The following is a 16920-nucleotide window of genomic DNA, read 5'->3' as shown; positions in this document are numbered from 1 at the left end:
AGAAAAACCCCCAGTCGCGTTCTTCGTGGCTGGGGGTTTTCTATTCAAATCAGTTACGTTTTCTTATCGGCGTTGAGAGTCAGTTTAGTGCCATTAAACTTAAGTTGTGCGAGCAAGTGTTTGGCGTTACTTCGACCCTCATCATTAAACTCTAAACCATAACGAGCATGGTGAAGTGAGCGTTGTAAGTTACAGATTTTTCCGGTCAACGGCGGGAAGGTTTTTGTGCCCCGTAAGTCTGAAAAAATCTCTAACGCGACCAAATCACCCACTTGATACGTTTTGCCTAAAGGCGGCGTGATAAATCGGCAGCCACTGCGTGATAAATCACGCAATTCACAATCCCCACGATGCTCATCAAACAGTACTTTGCCGGCTAAATTTAGCTCAAATCTCGGCTCTTTGCGCAATTGAGAGACTTGCATGGTATTGGGAATAGAGAGAAAAGCCATGGGTACTGGCTCTATCAAGATATGCATCAGTTGACTGCGAAAATGGATCAGCGCTCCTTCTCCTCGTGGTGAAATAGCGCGGATATTCATCCAAAACCCTTCTTGGAAAAAAAACTGCAAATCGTCAGCCGATATTTTGGGCATCTCCACCAGTAAAAACTTGTCGGTATGAGTGCCAATAAACGGGGTGCGGCAGACAAATTTTGTCCCCACTGGTGTAGTAATACTTAAGGTCAGCTCACTACTGTGTTCAACCATGGCCAACGCGTCCGTGCTGTTGATGGTCGAAACCGTTTTGCTGCGTTGAATGTGCGTTTGGCCATCATTATCATCAATTTTTTCAGCGGGCCGTGAATTCATTTAACTTCTCCGTGTTGCGATACGACGTCGATAGGGTCGTAGAGTCCATTGAATTCTATGGTGAGATAAGTGTAGATTCAATTCAGCGAGTCACCAACTAATTTGATCTATCTATCAGAAAAGGATTTAGTATGAACAATATTGTGCAGCATGATGCGACAAACCACTGTTATCGTGTCGCTTTGGAAGGAGAGTATCAAGCCGTAGTGAAATATCAGCAGCAGGGAACGGTGCTGCATATTACCTCAACCCGTGTACCGGATGAGCTGCAAGGTAAGGGATACGGCAAAGTGATGATGGAAAGTGTGTTGCCTGAAATTGAGCGTGCGGGTTTAACGATTGTGCCCGTCTGTAGCTATGTCGCACATTATCTTGAGCGTCACCCTGAGTGGCAGCATTTGCGCTATCGCCCCGTCTGAAAGGGGAGATGTTAAAGAGCATCGCTGGCTTTAAATGATTTAGACGTCCTAGTCATATTGAGGTAACTTATTGTTGAAATCTAAAATATTGATAAGGACGGGCGATGCATTTGCCACATTTTACTCTGAGTTCAGTACTCCTGCTGACGTCGTTTGGGATATCGAATCTCGGGTTTGCAAGCACCAACCAAACTGAAGATGCCACGCAGATTCGGCCGACCTGGTTAAGGGATATTGCGTTGTCCCCTGATGGCCAAAAGATAGCGTTTACCTATGCAGGACAAATTTGGCTTGTACCCGCTCAAGGTGGTGATGCCGTGGCGCTCACGGAAAGTGGCGTGTACAGCGAAACCCCGATTTGGTCGCCTGACAGCCAATCGATCGCCTTTACGGCTGATCGATATGGCCTTGGTGACGTCTTTATTCTCTCGATTCAAGGGGGGGAGAGCCGTCGGTTAACCTACCACGGAGCGAAAGATATTCCATATGCGTTTTCGGCTGATGGTCAGCAGCTCTATTTCTCTTCTCGCCGACTGGGCGATGATAAAGCCAATGCGAATGTTAAACAGGGCAGCTTTATGGCTCAGCTTTACTCGGTGCCTGCAGCGGGAGGACGTGAGCAACGCGTTTTGCCTATTGCCGTCAGCGATTTAGCCATATCGCCTTCCCATAGCGACATCCTCTATACCAATCAACCATCCGATGAACAACCGTGGCGTAAAGGTGCGGTATCCGATGCTACACGTGACATTTGGCAATGGTCCCCGCTCACGGGCAAACATACCCAAATCACCACTTTTCGCGGCGAAGACCGCAACCCTGTGTGGAGTGCAGATGGCTCCTCTATGTACTATCTGTCTGAACAAGCGGGCAGTTTCAACGTCTGGCAGCAGCGATTTGATGGTTCAGAACCCGTACAAATCACCGACCACCAAAAGCTGCCCGTTCGTTTCTTAAGTGCCAGCTTACAAGGCGATTTGGCCTACGGCTTTGATGGCGAAATTTGGCGACTTAAAGCGGGTGCTAAGCAACCAGAAAAAGTGGCGGTTTCCATTCGTCGTAGCACTATGCCTGATGGCCGTCACAATGTGAATTTTAACCTTGAAGCCACAGAAATGGTGGTCGCGCCGAATGCCGCTGAAGTGGCGATTGTGGCGCGTGGGGATGTTTATGTCGTGTCTTTGCTTTCAGGTTTAACGCAACGAGTTACGGATACCTCAGAAGCAGAGCGAGATGTCTCTTTTTCCAGTGATGGGTATCGGTTGATCTACGCTTCTGAGCGCGAGGGCAGTTGGAATCTTTATCAAAGCTATGTGAATGATAGCGGGAAAAGCTTCTCCTCCTCATTGGATATTGTTGAAGAGCCAGTGCTGATGACCGAGCAAGATGTCATTCAGCCACTTTATTCCCCTAACCTTAAGCGAGTTGCTTACCGCGAGAATCGTAATACGCTCAAAGTGTATGACATTGAACAAGATAAAACCTATACCCTGTTGGACGCTCACGCCATTTACTCTTATTTCGACAAGGATCTTAGCTACCAGTGGTCGCCAGATAGCGAATATTTAGTCACGCGTGATCGGGCGATGTGGAATAGCGATATTCAACTTCTAAAATTTGATGTAAGTGAAGCGCCTATCAATTTGAGCCAAAGTGGATTTTCTGAATTTGCCCCACAATTTAGTGCCGATGGGCAGTGGGTTTACTGGTTAACCGATGCACAAAGCTTGCGCGGCATTGATGATATTGCTGTGCAATATGATGTGCATGGCGTTGCGCTAAACCGTGAGGCTAAGTTTAACTTCAAGAAAACTGAAGAGCAGTTATGGTTTGACGATAAAATTGCGTCTGAGAAAAATCTTGAGCCTAGCCAAAACCCGCCAGCAGAGTTAACGGCGGTGGAAAACAAAGGGCTTAAGCAGCGCACTATACGCCTGACACCAACCTCACTCAATCTTATTTTCAAACATTTGACGCACGATAACCAAGCGTTGATCGTCGCTTATCAGTCGGGAGATTCAGTACAAATCTCAGAAATCAATCTGCGCAATGGTGAGGTGACTGTGCTGTTTAGCCGCTTGAGTGAGGATGCGGCTTTACTTGCTATGGCTTCTGATGATGAAAGCCTTCTGATCATGGGTGAACACGGTATCGAGAGCCTAAATGTCGTGACGGGTGAGAGCAAGTTTGTGCGTTACGAAGCAAAGGCCAATTTCGATTTTCGTGCGGAAATCGCCTACTTGTTTGAGCATGTCTGGCGGCTCACTCAAACCAAATTTTATGACCCACAAATGCATGGTGTGGATTGGAAACAGCATGGTGATTTGTATCGTAAACACTTGTCGAGCATCCGTACCTACAGCGATTTTGCCGAGCTATTAAGTGAAATGGTGGGCGAGTTGAATGCCTCGCATACCGGAGCCTTTTTTATGGCTGGCGATTCCAGTTGGGAGGAGCCTGCATCCTTAGGGCTTTATTATGATGATCGTTATCGAGGTAAGGGAATACGTGTGAAGTCACTGTTGCCCGGAGGCCCAGCGGATGCCTATCAATCGCCCATCAAAGCAGGAGCGATTATTTACTCCGTAAACGGCAAAGAGATTAGTGATCAACAGGATATTTATCCGTTCCTGAATTTTACCCAAGGTAAATTGACCCGTTTAAGTGTGCTGGTACCGGGTGCGGAGAAAGCGCAGAACTTTACGTTAGTGCCTATCAGTCTTGCAGAGGAAAGTGAGCTGCTTTATGAGCAGTGGGTTGAGCAGCGCCGAGCTTTGGTCGAGAAACTCTCCGACGGACGTCTTGGGTATGTGCACCTCGCCGCGATGGATGCAGCCAGTTTTGAGCAGATGCAGAATGATATGTTTGGCCTTGAAAAAGACAAATTAGGCTTAGTGGTTGACGTGCGTTTTAATGCTGGCGGTTGGCTGCATGATCAAGTGATGGAGATACTATCAGGAACCCGACATTCGATATTGCAGACGCGTGATGGTTATGTGGTCTCCTCTTTCCCAGAGCGTCGCTGGGCTAAACCGAGCATTATGCTCGCTAACGCGGACAGCTATTCGGACGGTTCGATCGTGCCGTATTTTTATCAAAGAGAAGGGCTAGGGAAACTGGTTGGAGAAAGAGTTCCCGGCACTGGCACGGCTGTGATTTGGGAGAAGCAACAAGAACCCGGATTGATCTACGGAGTACCACAACTCGGTATCAAGGATGAGCAAGGTCGTTGGTTCGAAAACCAAGAAATCATCCCGGATATTTTGGTTTATAACGATCCAGAATCGGTTGTCGCTGGCGAGGATCGCCAGTTGGCTGCCGCCGTAGAAGCCCTGCTGCTCGAGATCTCCTCAAAATAAACAGTAAGCCAACAAAAAAGCCGCTCGATTGAGCGGCTTTGGCGATTAATCGAAAGGCGATCAGTGATCAAGGTAGAGGGAGTTCTGCCAACTTTTCATGCGGATATCCCTTTCCTACCAGCAAATTCAAGTAGCTTGGGTGTCAGTACTTTATTCAACACACACTTGGTTACGGCCATTGGCTTTGGCGCGATATAAAGCTTTGTCAGCACGGTAGAACGTGCGTTGGGTATTTTCCCCCTCGCGATGCAAGGTGATACCGATACTGACCGTCAGTCCCCGTTCGCCAAGCACGTCTTGCCATGGGAAATCAAAAATACGCTGTCGATAGGTTTCTGCATGCATTTGTGCCATTTCACTGGTGACGTTTTCCAAAATTACCAGAAATTCCTCGCCACCAAAGCGTACGCAGGAGGCTCCGCGGAATTTAAAGTAGGTTGCGAGTTCACTGGACACATTGACGATCGCTTTATCTCCTACGAGGTGGCTCAATTCATCATTGATCGATTTGAAGTGGTCAATATCCACCACCAAGAAAGCAAACGGGGTCTCGTGTAGCAGCAGATCTTTCAGTTTCACATCCAACCAACGGCGATTATGCAGTTTCGTCAATGGGTCAGTGAACACATCTTGCTGTAGTTGCAACACGGTATTTTTTTGATTTTCCGTGGTTTCTTTAAGTTCACGATTTTCTAATTCCGACAAAATCAGTTTAAGTTGCAGCTCAAAGCGGGATAGGCGACGCAGCTGAATTGGGCCTAATTCACTGATTGGGATTCGCTTCATTAAATCGCTTTCGATGCGAAATACTTTCTTTTCATAAACTAGTGCGGTTTTGAACATCCCTTCGAGTTCACACACTTCGCTGAACGCTTCATAGAGGCGTTTTTCAAGGAAAGGCGAGTGGACGTTTTGTAAGCGCTTTTCTGTGCTACTGAGAATTAGGGTGGCAAAGTGCGCTTTTCCCGCTCTTGAAAGGCAATGTGCTAATTCAATACGCAGCATGCTTGAGAGCCAATCCGATGGGGTAAGCGACGAGGAATACTGGGCGCTGGCGAGTGTCATCATCGCCCTTTGTACTTTGCCTTGTTGCAGATACAGTTTGGCTTGATAGAGCATGATCTGCCCAGTCAGCAGTTTATCGCTGACCAGAATACTCAACTCTTCACACTCTTTGATCAGATCATTGGCGGCGGCATAACGACCAAGACTGATGTAGCAAGCCAACATATACAGTTTGTAACGCAGGCGGAGTGAGCGGCTAGAAATCGCATGATCTATGCTGTCAATTTTTTGATAGTAGCGTAACGCGCGACTGTGATCGCCATAAGCATCACATAAATTGCCCATTCCGAGCACAGCAAGCACGTAATCATCAATCATGCCATGCTCAACAGCAATGTTGGAAATCGCGACGTATTCAGACAGTGCCGCGACATATTCACCATGATCGAGTAAACGTTCACTCAAGCTGTGTTTGACCGAGAGCAGTAATTCCAGATCCGCGGGTAACTCTAAAAGGGAGAGGGCAGCGCGCAGCTCTTCAATACTGGTTTGCCACTGTTTCATTTCACGGCGATATTCGGCGCTGATGATGTAACTTTGTGCGCGCTCTTGGGCTGTGGTAGCCACATGCTGTCTGACATGGTTCCAGAAAATGATCGCCTCTTCACCAGCGACAGCGGTCGCATCCAGTCCCGCTTCTTTGATCTTATTGAGCAGGGTTTCCATACGACTTTTCCTGTGCTTGGTTACCAATCAACTGTTCCAGCGTAAACGGGAAGGACAGAATATCTTGCAGCATGATTTTGGGCAGTGGTCCATCTAATCCCTTACGGTGCCAAGGATAAATTTCAATCATTTTGGCCATCACTTGGAATATTTCTAGCGCCGCATCGCCTTTTTCTGCCAGCAGTAGCCCCAAACGGTCGCTGCTGATCCGCGACAATAAATCTTGCGGAGCGCAGAGTGAGTGAATTACTTCGGTGCACACATCAATGTATTTGGCGTTAGGGTGCTGGATGACAACAACGGCGTGATTGGATTTTTTCAGCTCGGTTTTGAACAGTACCAATTGTTCCCACCAATAGGTTTCTGATACCACGTTGGAGAGATGTTTTTCCGGGTCAAACTCGTGTTGTCCACGAATTCGGTTGATCAGTTTGCGCGCACGTTGCTCAAGTTGGCGTTTGGATGAGCGGGCTTTGTCCATGCCCACGCGCATCGTCTGTTCGCGCAGCATCATCACTGTGTAGCGACGGTATTTTTTAAAGGCGATTAACGCCGCCTGAGGGTCGCCATTTTCTTCCGCAACGCGGGATTGTTGATAACAGATTTGCGAAAGAAGCTCGCCGTTATCAAAGGAGCTGGCGGCTTTTTCTGCATTGCTGAGTAGCTCGGCAGCCACCGAAAAATTCTTACGCAGCAGTTCTAGACGAGCGCGGCTGATAAATGAGTGGGCTTTCATCCAAGTGAGATTATTTTCAACCGCCAATTCATGGGCTTTACGGGTGGCTTCTTCGGCATCTTCAATCCGCTCTAAGCCAAGCAGAGCCAAGCCGCGGAAGTCCCATACTTCGGCCTGCCATGTCACATTGCTGTTATTTTGCAGCACCTCTTCAGCGCCATCGAGCACGGTTAGCATATCCACGTATTGATTGAGATGGTACAGATCCCATGCCCACAAAATTCGCGCTTTGCCTTCCAACCAATCAATGCGGGTGTTATTGGCGACCTTGACTGCCAGCTCGTGGGTGGAACACGCGAGTTTGTATTCGCCCGTGATTCGCCAGATGTTGCCAAGGCCAATCAGGCACTCAATCTCGATTTGCGGTTCATCCACCAGAGCGGATTGCTCTAGGGCATTAATCCAAAACTGTTGAGCAGTGTAGTATTTGGCTTGCCCCCAGTGATGCAAGGCGTGAATGTGCAAAATTTCAGGCAGGAAATGGTCTGTCTCAAGGTTAAGTTGATTTTGGTAAGCCTCTTTGATGTACTTAAGCCCTGTTCGGTAGTCCATCTTGCACCAGAGGCAACGGGACATGATGATCAAAGACTCGATAATCGCTGAGGTGAAGTGAATTTGCCGAGCTCGGATTAAGCACTGTTCTGCTTGGGTCAATACCTTCTCAGGCTCAGATTCGATACGTAACCTGAGCTGTTCTATTTCTAGTTCAAGAAGATACTGGCTTTTGTCCAAAATACAGTCGTCCTTAGGCGATTTCATGCTCGTCATGACTTGCCCATTATAGGGAGAAGACGCCATTAAACACGAATTCATGTGAAAAAACGGACACTTTTATCAAGTCATTCGATAATAATTAGTGTTATCTCACACTCTTCCTCTAAGCAATTTAGGACAAAAGTTCCTTTAATGTTAGAGGATGCTGCGATAAACCTAGGTTTTGTGCCGCAGTAAATCCATGTTTATCTTGGTAGCATAAATTGTGCCATGCACGGAATATGTCCAGCAGAGGCTGGATCCCGCCCGGCCGCAGTTTGCGACGCGGCTCATTAATGAAGGACTCAAACAGGAGTTGGAATCGATTTTGATAGTATTCGATTTGTCGGATAGAAGCGTGCTGTAACCAGTGTTGTGGGTCAGGGTTGTTGCCCGCTAGGTAACAAATCCCTTTGGCTTTGGTGCCTGAATGAGCGATAGCCCAACGATCACGCCACCACCCCATGTGCACAATATCGGTTTTCTCCAATGGGCTTTGTGCCTGCCAATCTGGATCTTCCTCTACGTACATAAGGTCAACATTTTGACATCGGATTCGGGACAAGCTGACGCTTAACGCCGCAGAACGTAATAGAGGATCTTGCGGCATGAAGATTGAAACCCGTTTGCCTGGGTCGCACATATCCAGCACATGCAGATAATGCGCGTAAGAGGTGTAAGGCGGACGGATCACCGCACCTTTTGAGGGGTAGTGGAACTGCGTCAAATTACCCATCGGATCTTCTACGTTGGCACGCGCCAAAATTAGCTGGTAGCGGTTATCAATCCGTTCTCGCAACAAGGTTAACGGTTTATGGGGTGCAGCTTGTGCTTCTGCGACATACCCTTGCGGCACAAAACGCGCTGGCATTTGGTAAGGATCGTGGTCTAGGTTGCCCGTCGGCTGTTCATCAGCAGAGTAGTTAAGATGTTGGCACAGAATGTAACCCGTTTGCGCATCACCAGTGGCAAGCCAGTAAACGCCATTATGGCTGTGTGCCTGCAAAGGTTGGTAATGCGAGGCAAACTGATATGCTTTGGCATGGTTAACCCAGCGAGCGTCGATCATCGCTAATTTACGTCGGCAGCGGCTAGCGATGTGGTCGAGATGGTCGTAAAAGGTTTTTGGATTGATTGACAGCTTGCGGCAGATTTCGCGAACCGAGTAGCCCGTAAACAGCAACCCAAGCAGTGACTCTTGAAAGTGGAGTTTATGGTTGGCACCTGACCATTTATCAACAAAAGTGGCATGGCAGGCTTTGCAACGATAACGCTGGCGATCGCCACTGTAACCAAAGGCGTGATAAAGCTGTTTGTGAGTATGGACGGATAATCCGGTATTCGGGCATGCCGGGTTATGGCAAGCCGGTAGGCCATCACTATGCAGTTGGCGTAAGCGGTGCAGTTCGTTCACCACATCGCGGTTATTAAGTAAGGGGGGGAAAGCTCCACATTCACGACAAACCATCGCTGGCCGTTTCGGGTTTACGCGCTGCAAAACGTAATGCTTTGCCTCACTCAATCCAAAGTTGTCACACGCCAATGTTTTACAAAAGTTGAGTTGTAAACCTTCTGCGTCCGGTGGTAGTTGGTCGTTAGGCACGATCTCCCCCTCGGGGTATTTCTGACCGTCAGGAGTATTTCAGCCTGACGGTGATGACAAGATAAATTAGATGTTGATTGCGGTTTCAAGCGCCACTTTCATCATGTCGTTAAAAGACTTTTGACGATCTTCAGAGCTGAGTTTTTCACCACGTAAGATGTGGTCAGACACCGTCAGAATGGTCAGCGCACGTGCGCCGAGATCAGCGGCTACACCATAGATACCTGCTGCTTCCATATCCACACCTAAAATGCCGAGTTTTTTCATCTTTTCGAAAATCTCAGGCTCAGGGGTGTAGAACAGATCTGCAGAAAATACGTTACCCACTTTCACTGGCACTTGCTGAGCACGAGCTTGGTTAACCGCCGTTTCCAGCAAGTCGTAGTCGGCGATGGCCGCAAAATCATGGCCGCTGAAGCGGATGCGGTTCACTTTTGAGTCGGTTGATGCTCCCATACCGATCACCACGTCCATCAGTTTGACGTCATCACGTACTGCACCACAACTGCCGATACGAATGATGTTTTTAACACCATATTCTGCAATCAATTCATGCACATAAATGCTGCAAGAAGGGATACCCATGCCATGACCCATCACAGAGACTTTTTTGCCTTTATATGTGCCCGTAAAGCCAAACATGCTACGTACATCGCACACTTGCTTGACGTCTTCCAAGAAGGTTTCTGCAATGTACTTCGCACGTAGTGGATCGCCCGGCATCAATACGGTTTCAGCAAAATCACCAGGTTGAGCGTTAATGTGTGGGGTTGCCATGGTTACTCTCCAATTCAATTTAGCCAACAGACAAAGATACTAATTACGGATATTGTTGGCTCAAGGCTTATCTGTTGTGCCAATACTAGCCAGTATCTACAGGGCTCCTTGAGAGGGTTGTCACAAAATACTCTCTTTTAAAATCGAAACGACTTATTGATAACGAAATATGTTGAAACTGATAAGGCAAACGTTGAGCTAATCGTTTGGCTGGTGGTATTGAAAATTTCTGTACAAAAAAATTATTTGTACAGTGATAGGCAGCGTGCTATAGATCTTGTACGGAAATTTTCATTGTATAGATAAGTGTTGGAGACTCGTATGCAGACCACGCCACTCAAAATTGGGATCAGTGCTTGTCTACTTGGAGCAAAAGTACGCTTCGATGGCGGGCATAAAATTAGCCACTTCGTGACCAATGAACTCGAACGTTATGCGGAGTTTGTTTCCGTTTGTCCAGAAATGGGAATGGGGCTACCTGTCCCGCGTCCCACATTACGACTTATCTCGGAAAATGAACGGATTGCGTTGGTGGAAACCAAAGACAGCTCGCGTGATCACACCGCAGCGTTAGAGAGCTACTCACAGCAGAAAGTTGCTGAGTTACAAAATGCTGAGTTGTGTGGCTACATCGTCTGCGCAAAATCACCCAGTTGTGGTATGGAGCGTGTCAAAGTCTACAAGCACAATGGCACCGAAAAAGACGGCGTTGGCCTCTATACTCGAATTTTGATGGAAAAAATGCCGTGGCTACCCATTGAAGAAGATGGTCGATTGAATGATCCGGTATTGCGGGAAAACTACATCACCCGAGTCTTCTGCTTGCATGATTTTTACACCAGCATGGGCGATGCTCCGAGCGCGAAAAAAATCGTCGAATTTCACTCTCGCTACAAATTAACCTTGATGGCACATAACCCGCAGGCGTACCGCGCGTTAGGGCGCTTAGTGGCGAATGTGAAACAGTATCCATTGGATTCTTTTATCCAAGAGTACCGTTTAGGTTTGATGCAAGCTCTGGCTCTCCGTGCCAGCCGCAAAAATAACACGAATGTGCTGATGCATTTGCAAGGTTATTTCAAGCGCTCGCTGAACAAATTACAAAAAGCCGAGCTGGCTCAAGTGATCGAAAGCTATCGGGTGGGTGAGCTGCCACTGTTAGCGCCAATCACGCTTCTCAAACATTATCTAGCCCTGTTTCCTGATGCTTATCTCGCTCAGCAGCGCTATCTAAACCCTCATCCTCAGGAGTTGAAATTACGTTATGGTTTGTGATGAAAAACGCTACGCGATCCGTGAAGTCGCGGAAATTACGGGGGTTAAACCGGTTACTCTGCGCGCGTGGCAGCGTCGATATAACCTAGTGCAACCCGATCGTACCGAGAAAGGGCATCGCCTGTTTACTGATCAGGACATAGAGATGATCCGTCAGATCCAGAGTTGGTTGGCGAAAGGGGTCGCGATTGGAAAAGTGGGCGCGTTACTACAAAGTGGGGTGTCGGAGAGCGAATCCGCCCCGCAAACTGTCGGCCAGTTGGAAGAGTGCGAAACACTCCTCACTGCGCTGGCCGCGCTACAACGTTCCAAAGCGGAGCAGATTATTGCCACCGTGCTTAAAGAGTATCCGCTCAGTGTGATGCAAGCACAGTTTGTACAACCAGTCACAGAAGCCCTTGAGCGAGTGAAAGGGCCTTTACGTTCACTACAGATTGGCCTGTTTCGCACGCTCATGCTCAGCAAATTAGCTTCTATTCTTGATGCCGAGAACAAAGCGGCGGTGAAAGGCAAATGCTTATGCATTAGTTTGGATGAAGCCGGTTCGCTGAATGCTTGGTTGTGGGCTCTAGCGTGGGCTGAAAATGGTCACCAAGTGACGCTGTTGGAAGCCGTCGACGATATTCGTGGTTTGCTAGAGAATCCGGGATTAGCGCAATACCAGATTCTGGCTCTGCACGCCCATCGAGCACTACCTGCGGCTCAACAGTCAGCTTTAGCGAGCCTCCAACAGCAGTTTGGCGAGCAGTGTGTACTATCGAATGTACTACAACAGCTACAATCTTAGGGAGCTTGTATGAAACTGGTTTGGTTTCGTCGTGATCTGCGCAGCTTTGATAATACAGCGCTCACCGCTGCGTTAAACAGTGGTGATCCGGTTGCGGCGATGTATATCGCTACTCCAGAGCAGTGGCATCAGCACCATCTAGCGCCTATTCAAGCCGATTTGATTTGGCGACGTTTGGCAGAGTTGCAACAAGAGCTTGCTGTGCTTAACGTGCCACTTTTTTATCAGCAAGTCGCGGATTTTCAAGCGGCGGCTGTGGCGGTTAGCCAGTTGGCGAAAACGCTTAATGCCACACAAGTTCTCGCCAATCGTGATTACGAATTGGACGAGCAGCAACGTGATCAATCGGCACAGCAGTTACTGGCTGAGCAAGGGATAACATGGTCTGCTTTTGATGATAAATGTGTATTACCTCCTGGTTCGGTGCGCACGAAACAGGGCGAATTTTTTAAAGTGTTCACCCCTTTCAAGCGCGCATGGCTCACTCTATTTCAGCCGCCTGTGATTGGAAAAAATCGTCCCGCAGCGCTTTGGAACGTACCGAGTGCGTTGGCCGAATTGGTTTGGCATCCAGAACAAACATTGGATTACCCCAGAGTAGACAGCACGCCATGGGCCGTGGACTTTGAGACTGTGCGCGCTCAATTGCGCGATTTTTGTCGTGAACGAGTGCAGGACTACCATCAAGCGCGCGATTTCCCGGCTCGGGAAGGCACCAGTTCGCTCTCACCCTACTTGGCGATTGGCGTGTTATCGGCACGGCAATGCGTGGCTCGTTTGTATCGCGAGTCGTCAACCGGCGCACTCAGTGAAGGGGCGCAAGTCTGGTTGAGTGAACTCATCTGGCGCGAGTTTTACCAGCATTTGGTCGCGATTGAGCCTAATCTCTCGAAAAGTCGTGACTTTGTGGAGTGGAGGGCGCGTTTGGAGTGGTGGAATGATAACGAAAAGTTCCAGCTTTGGTGTGAAGGTAAGACAGGGTATCCGATCGTCGATGCGGCAATGCGCCAACTGAACCAAACCGGATGGATGCACAACCGGCTACGGATGATCGTGGCGAGCTTTCTTACCAAAGATCTGCATATCGACTGGCGCTGGGGTGAGCGCTATTTCATGAGTCGCCTGATTGATGGTGATTATGCGGCCAACAATGGTGGTTGGCAGTGGTGTGCATCCACTGGGTGTGATGGACAGCCCTATTTTCGGATTTTTAATCCGGTCAGTCAGGGGGAGAAATTTGACCCGAATGGCGACTTCATCCGCCGTTGGGTGCCGGAGCTGCGTTCAGTTTCTTCGGCTTATATTCACCAACCTTGGACTTATCCGGCTGTCAATAGCGTGTTATATCCTGCGCGACTAGTTGATCATAAGCAGGAAAGAGAAGTAACCTTACGTCTGTATAAAACAGCGAAGGGATAACCAAAAAGATGTGGTGGAAAGTTTGGGTAATCGGTTGTGCATTGGCGGTCAGTTGGAGTATCAATGCCGCCGTGTTTGATCTACCTATCGAAGGCAGTAGCATAGTCGGTAACACGCAATATCATAAAATTGAGAAAGGTGAGACTTTAGCCGACATTGCAAAAAAATATGATATTGGTTTCCTAGCGTTAATGGCTGCCAACCGCGGCGTTGACCCTTTCTTACCCCAAGAAGGCTTTGTCATTTCCATCCCCGCAAAGATCATTTTGCCGAAAGTGGCCTATGAAGGCATTGTGATTAACCTTGCTGAGTTACGCCTTTATTATTTCCGTCCTAATGAAGGTAAAGTGCATATCTTCCCCGTTGGCATTGGGCGTATCGGCCGCGATACACCTGTGATGCAAACGTCAATCAGCAGCAAACGCAAATCCCCAACTTGGACGCCACCAGCGTCGATTCGTAAAGAATACAAAGCCAAAGGGATTGATTTGCCGCCAGTCGTGCCCGCAGGCCCAGAAAACCCGCTCGGTGATTACGCGATGCGTCTCGCCTACGGATCTGGCGAATATTTGATCCACGGCACCAATAAAGACTTTGGGATCGGGATGCGGGTCAGCGCTGGCTGTATTCGTATGGATCCGAAAGACATTGAATGGCTCTTTCAGCAAGTGGACCGCGGAGAAAAAGTACGGATCATCAACGAACCAATCAAGGTTGCTCTTGAACCTGATCGTAGTGTATTTATCGAAGTTCATGAGCCGCTTACTCGCAGCAATGGAGTGAAAAAAAGCTTGGTGATGCCTGAAGAGCTGAGTTGGTGGCTGCAAGAGCACCAAATCTCCGATGCGAAAGCTCGCGCGGCGGTTTTAGCGCAAAATGGGGTTCCGGTGGAGATTGCTCCACCGCAATGGGAATCGGAATCGATAGCTCAATAGCCATTGTCCTTAGTCAAAACTCGTTGTGTGAGAAAAAGAAAGAGCCAGCAAATGCTGGCTCTTTAAATTTATATCACTCAAAGATTACTTAGTGTAAGACTGAGCAATATTGTCGATACGTTCGTTAGCGCGTGCAGCTTCTTCTTGAGCGGCTTTCGCTGCTTCAGCAGCTTGATCCACTTTTGATGCCAGTGCAGCAACTTGCGAATTCAGTTCGCTGACCTGAGTGCTGATTTCGTTCATTTTTGCAGTGGTAGCTTCATCAGGACCAGAGGCGCAACCCGCTAGTAGAAGTACGGAAGACGCTGCTGCTGCGATTAACATCTTGTTCATAGAGAACTCCTTAACTTGGTAAGTCGGTGTTATTGACGTCCTATACTTATCGAAAATTAAAATATGGACGGAATTATTGTAGTCGCAATTTCGCGCAAAACTAGCCCTCAAAAGCTAAAAAAATCCAAGATTTTGACAACGAATCAATTAATTGTCCGACATCTTAATTATTAGATTATGAATAATGCGTTTTCTATTCGATAAACCGATATCCCCTTTCTACTTGAAGTCGCAACGATATTGGCTACGTTCGTTCGCTCCAATCACAGAGTTTGTCGATGCTCATAGGGGATGGTGAGAGCCATCCTTGGCTCTCACCAAAGATCAGCCGATGGATGTGCAAATTTGTTCCAGACAAATTTGTCACTCAACTTGCTGCCTACCTGCAACGCCAAGTAGTTTTGGTATACCCAGACTTGCCTTATGGATTTTGGGATTATTTTATAGGTCAGCTATCTATAGAGAGCCGATTTGCGCTATTATAATGGCCTTTTTCGTGATCTGCTTTACAGTTTTAAGCACAACCCAAGATGGAGAGTACTTTGCAATTCAAAGATTTAGGCTTAGATAATCGCTTATTGAAAAATCTAGCGCATTACAATTTCAAACAAGCGACGGAGATCCAACAACAGGCGATACCGCTCACTATTGCGGGACGTGATTTGTTGGCCTCCTCTAAGACAGGTTCGGGCAAAACGTTGGCATTCGTGCTGCCTATGCTGCATAAATCTTTAAAAACCAAAGCCTTTTCAGCTAAAGATCCGCGTGGCTTGATTTTGGTTCCAACCCGTGAGTTGGCAAAGCAGGTTTATGGTGAGCTGCGCTCCATGTTGGGTGGTTTAAGTTATACGGCAACCTTGATCACGGGCGGTGAAAACTTTAATGACCAAGTGAAAGCGTTAGCGCGTGGGCCTCGCTTTATTGTCGCAACTCCAGGACGTTTAGCCGATCATCTTGACCATCGTTCGCTGTTTTTGGAAGGCCTAGAAACGCTAGTGCTGGATGAAGCGGATCGTATGTTGGATTTAGGCTTTGCCAAAGAGCTGCGCCGTATCCATAACGCGGCAAAGCACCGTCGTCGCCAAACCTTGATGTTCTCTGCCACATTAGATCATGCAGATGTGAATGATATGGCGATGGAGCTGCTTAATGAACCGAAACGCATCGCGATCGGGGTGGGCAGCGAAGAGCACAAAGACATTACTCAGCATTTCTACTTGTGTGACCATCTGGATCACAAGGAAGCGCTGCTCGATCGTATTTTGGCCGATGCTGAGTACCGTCAAGTGATCATCTTTACAGCAACGCGTGCTGATACCGATCGCCTGACTGAGAAGCTCAATCAAAACAACCTCAAAGCGGTTGCACTCAGTGGTAATCTTAATCAAACGCAGCGCAACACCATCATGGGGCAATTTGAGCGTGCGGTATTTAAGATTCTCGTGACGACGGATGTTGCTTCACGTGGCCTTGATATTCCTGCTGTAACTCACGTGATCAACTTTGATATGCCAAAGCATACCGAAGAGTATGTTCACCGTGTCGGTCGTACTGGCCGTGCGGGAAATAAAGGTGATGCGATGTCTCTCGTCGGGCCAAAAGACTGGGATAGCTTTAAGCGGGTGGAAGCCTTTTTACAGCAAGACATTCAGTTTGAAGTCTTAGAAGGCTTAGAAGGTAAGTTCAAAGGGTTGAAGCCACGTCAAGTGACACCTAAAGCTGCGCTAGGTCAACGGGTTAACAAAGCGAAAGCGCCAAGCAAAGCCAAGAAAGCCGCGCCGCGTGACAAGAGTTTCTACCAAAATGTGGCTGTGGGCGACACGGTTTTTATCCCGAAAAAGAAAGTCGCGCCTAAGCCAGAAGTGGATCGGGAAGACGAAACCGAATAAGCGATGTTGCGCAGCTTTGAATGCAAGTGTTGATTTTGAATGAAAAAACCGCCTGTGATGGGCGGTTTTTTTATGCCCAGTAAAGTGGTTTA

At 48.0% G+C, this 16920-nt stretch carries 13 protein-coding genes; 7 read left to right on the top strand and 6 right to left on the bottom strand.

Features of this window, described 5'->3' with window-relative positions; translation table 11 throughout:
- Positions 1-53: 53 nt before the first annotated feature.
- The gene (locus CEQ48_RS02630) at positions 54-812 is read right to left on the bottom strand and encodes a PilZ domain-containing protein (protein ID WP_089070116.1); all 759 of its coding nucleotides are present in this window, start codon (positions 810-812) and stop codon (positions 54-56) included.
- 131 nt (positions 813-943) lie between these two features.
- Here CEQ48_RS02630 and CEQ48_RS02625 point away from each other — a divergent pair, with 131 nt between their 5' ends.
- Positions 944-1231 (top strand): GNAT family N-acetyltransferase, encoded by a 288-nt coding sequence (locus CEQ48_RS02625; RefSeq protein ID WP_089070115.1) that lies wholly within the window; start codon positions 944-946, stop codon positions 1229-1231.
- A gap of 104 nt (positions 1232-1335) precedes the next feature.
- Positions 1336-4590: a S41 family peptidase gene (locus CEQ48_RS02620; protein ID WP_089070114.1), complete on the top strand. Its 3255-nt coding sequence runs from the start codon at positions 1336-1338 to the stop codon at positions 4588-4590.
- A gap of 150 nt (positions 4591-4740) precedes the next feature.
- Here the strand turns inward: CEQ48_RS02620 and CEQ48_RS02615 are convergent, their stop codons facing one another.
- The 4 genes from CEQ48_RS02615 to deoD form a co-directional block, all read right to left on the bottom strand.
- The gene (locus CEQ48_RS02615; RefSeq protein ID WP_089070113.1) at positions 4741-6321 is read right to left on the bottom strand and encodes a GGDEF domain-containing protein; all 1581 of its coding nucleotides are present in this window, start codon (positions 6319-6321) and stop codon (positions 4741-4743) included.
- Positions 6302-7789: a tetratricopeptide repeat protein gene (locus CEQ48_RS02610; RefSeq protein WP_181710707.1), complete on the bottom strand. Its 1488-nt coding sequence runs from the start codon at positions 7787-7789 to the stop codon at positions 6302-6304. The genes CEQ48_RS02615 and CEQ48_RS02610 overlap by 20 nt, the downstream gene beginning before the upstream one ends.
- Before the next feature lie 154 nt (positions 7790-7943).
- The gene (locus tag CEQ48_RS02605) at positions 7944-9413 is read right to left on the bottom strand and encodes a lactate dehydrogenase (protein ID WP_089070112.1); all 1470 of its coding nucleotides are present in this window, start codon (positions 9411-9413) and stop codon (positions 7944-7946) included.
- A 66-nt stretch (positions 9414-9479) separates the two neighbouring features.
- Entirely contained in the window at positions 9480-10190 is a 711-nt protein-coding gene (deoD, locus tag CEQ48_RS02600; protein ID WP_000224891.1) for a purine-nucleoside phosphorylase, read from the bottom strand.
- Positions 10191-10511: 321 nt separating this feature from the next.
- Between deoD and CEQ48_RS02595 the strand changes: the two genes are divergently transcribed.
- From CEQ48_RS02595 to CEQ48_RS02580, 4 genes are read left to right on the top strand one after another with little or no spacing between them, the layout of a single operon-like run.
- The gene (locus CEQ48_RS02595; RefSeq protein ID WP_181710692.1) at positions 10512-11465 is read left to right on the top strand and encodes a YbgA family protein; all 954 of its coding nucleotides are present in this window, start codon (positions 10512-10514) and stop codon (positions 11463-11465) included.
- Positions 11455-12252, top strand: a complete 798-nt coding sequence (locus CEQ48_RS02590; protein ID WP_089070110.1) for a MerR family transcriptional regulator — start codon at positions 11455-11457, stop codon at positions 12250-12252. The genes CEQ48_RS02595 and CEQ48_RS02590 overlap by 11 nt, the downstream gene beginning before the upstream one ends.
- A 9-nt stretch (positions 12253-12261) precedes the next feature.
- Positions 12262-13671: a deoxyribodipyrimidine photo-lyase gene (phrB, locus tag CEQ48_RS02585; protein ID WP_089070109.1), complete on the top strand. Its 1410-nt coding sequence runs from the start codon at positions 12262-12264 to the stop codon at positions 13669-13671.
- Between the two features lie 8 nt (positions 13672-13679).
- A complete protein-coding gene (locus CEQ48_RS02580; RefSeq protein WP_089070108.1) occupies positions 13680-14606 on the top strand; it encodes a L,D-transpeptidase family protein in 927 nt (308 codons plus the stop codon).
- Between the two features lie 84 nt (positions 14607-14690).
- Here CEQ48_RS02580 and CEQ48_RS02575 read toward each other — a convergent pair whose 3' ends face one another.
- Positions 14691-14939: an Lpp/OprI family alanine-zipper lipoprotein gene (locus tag CEQ48_RS02575; RefSeq protein WP_001038496.1), complete on the bottom strand. Its 249-nt coding sequence runs from the start codon at positions 14937-14939 to the stop codon at positions 14691-14693.
- 542 nt (positions 14940-15481) lie between these two features.
- On the opposite strand from CEQ48_RS02575, the gene CEQ48_RS02570 reads away from it, so the two are divergent.
- Complete coding sequence (locus CEQ48_RS02570) at positions 15482-16828, top strand: DEAD/DEAH box helicase (RefSeq protein WP_198301118.1); 1347 nt, start codon at positions 15482-15484, stop codon at positions 16826-16828.
- The last annotated feature ends 92 nt before the right edge of the window (positions 16829-16920 follow it).

Origin of the sequence: Vibrio tarriae, from assembly GCF_002216685.1 — a bacterium.
GTDB lineage: Bacteria > Pseudomonadota > Gammaproteobacteria > Enterobacterales > Vibrionaceae > Vibrio > Vibrio tarriae.
This window is presented reverse-complemented; position numbering and strand designations above follow the sequence as displayed.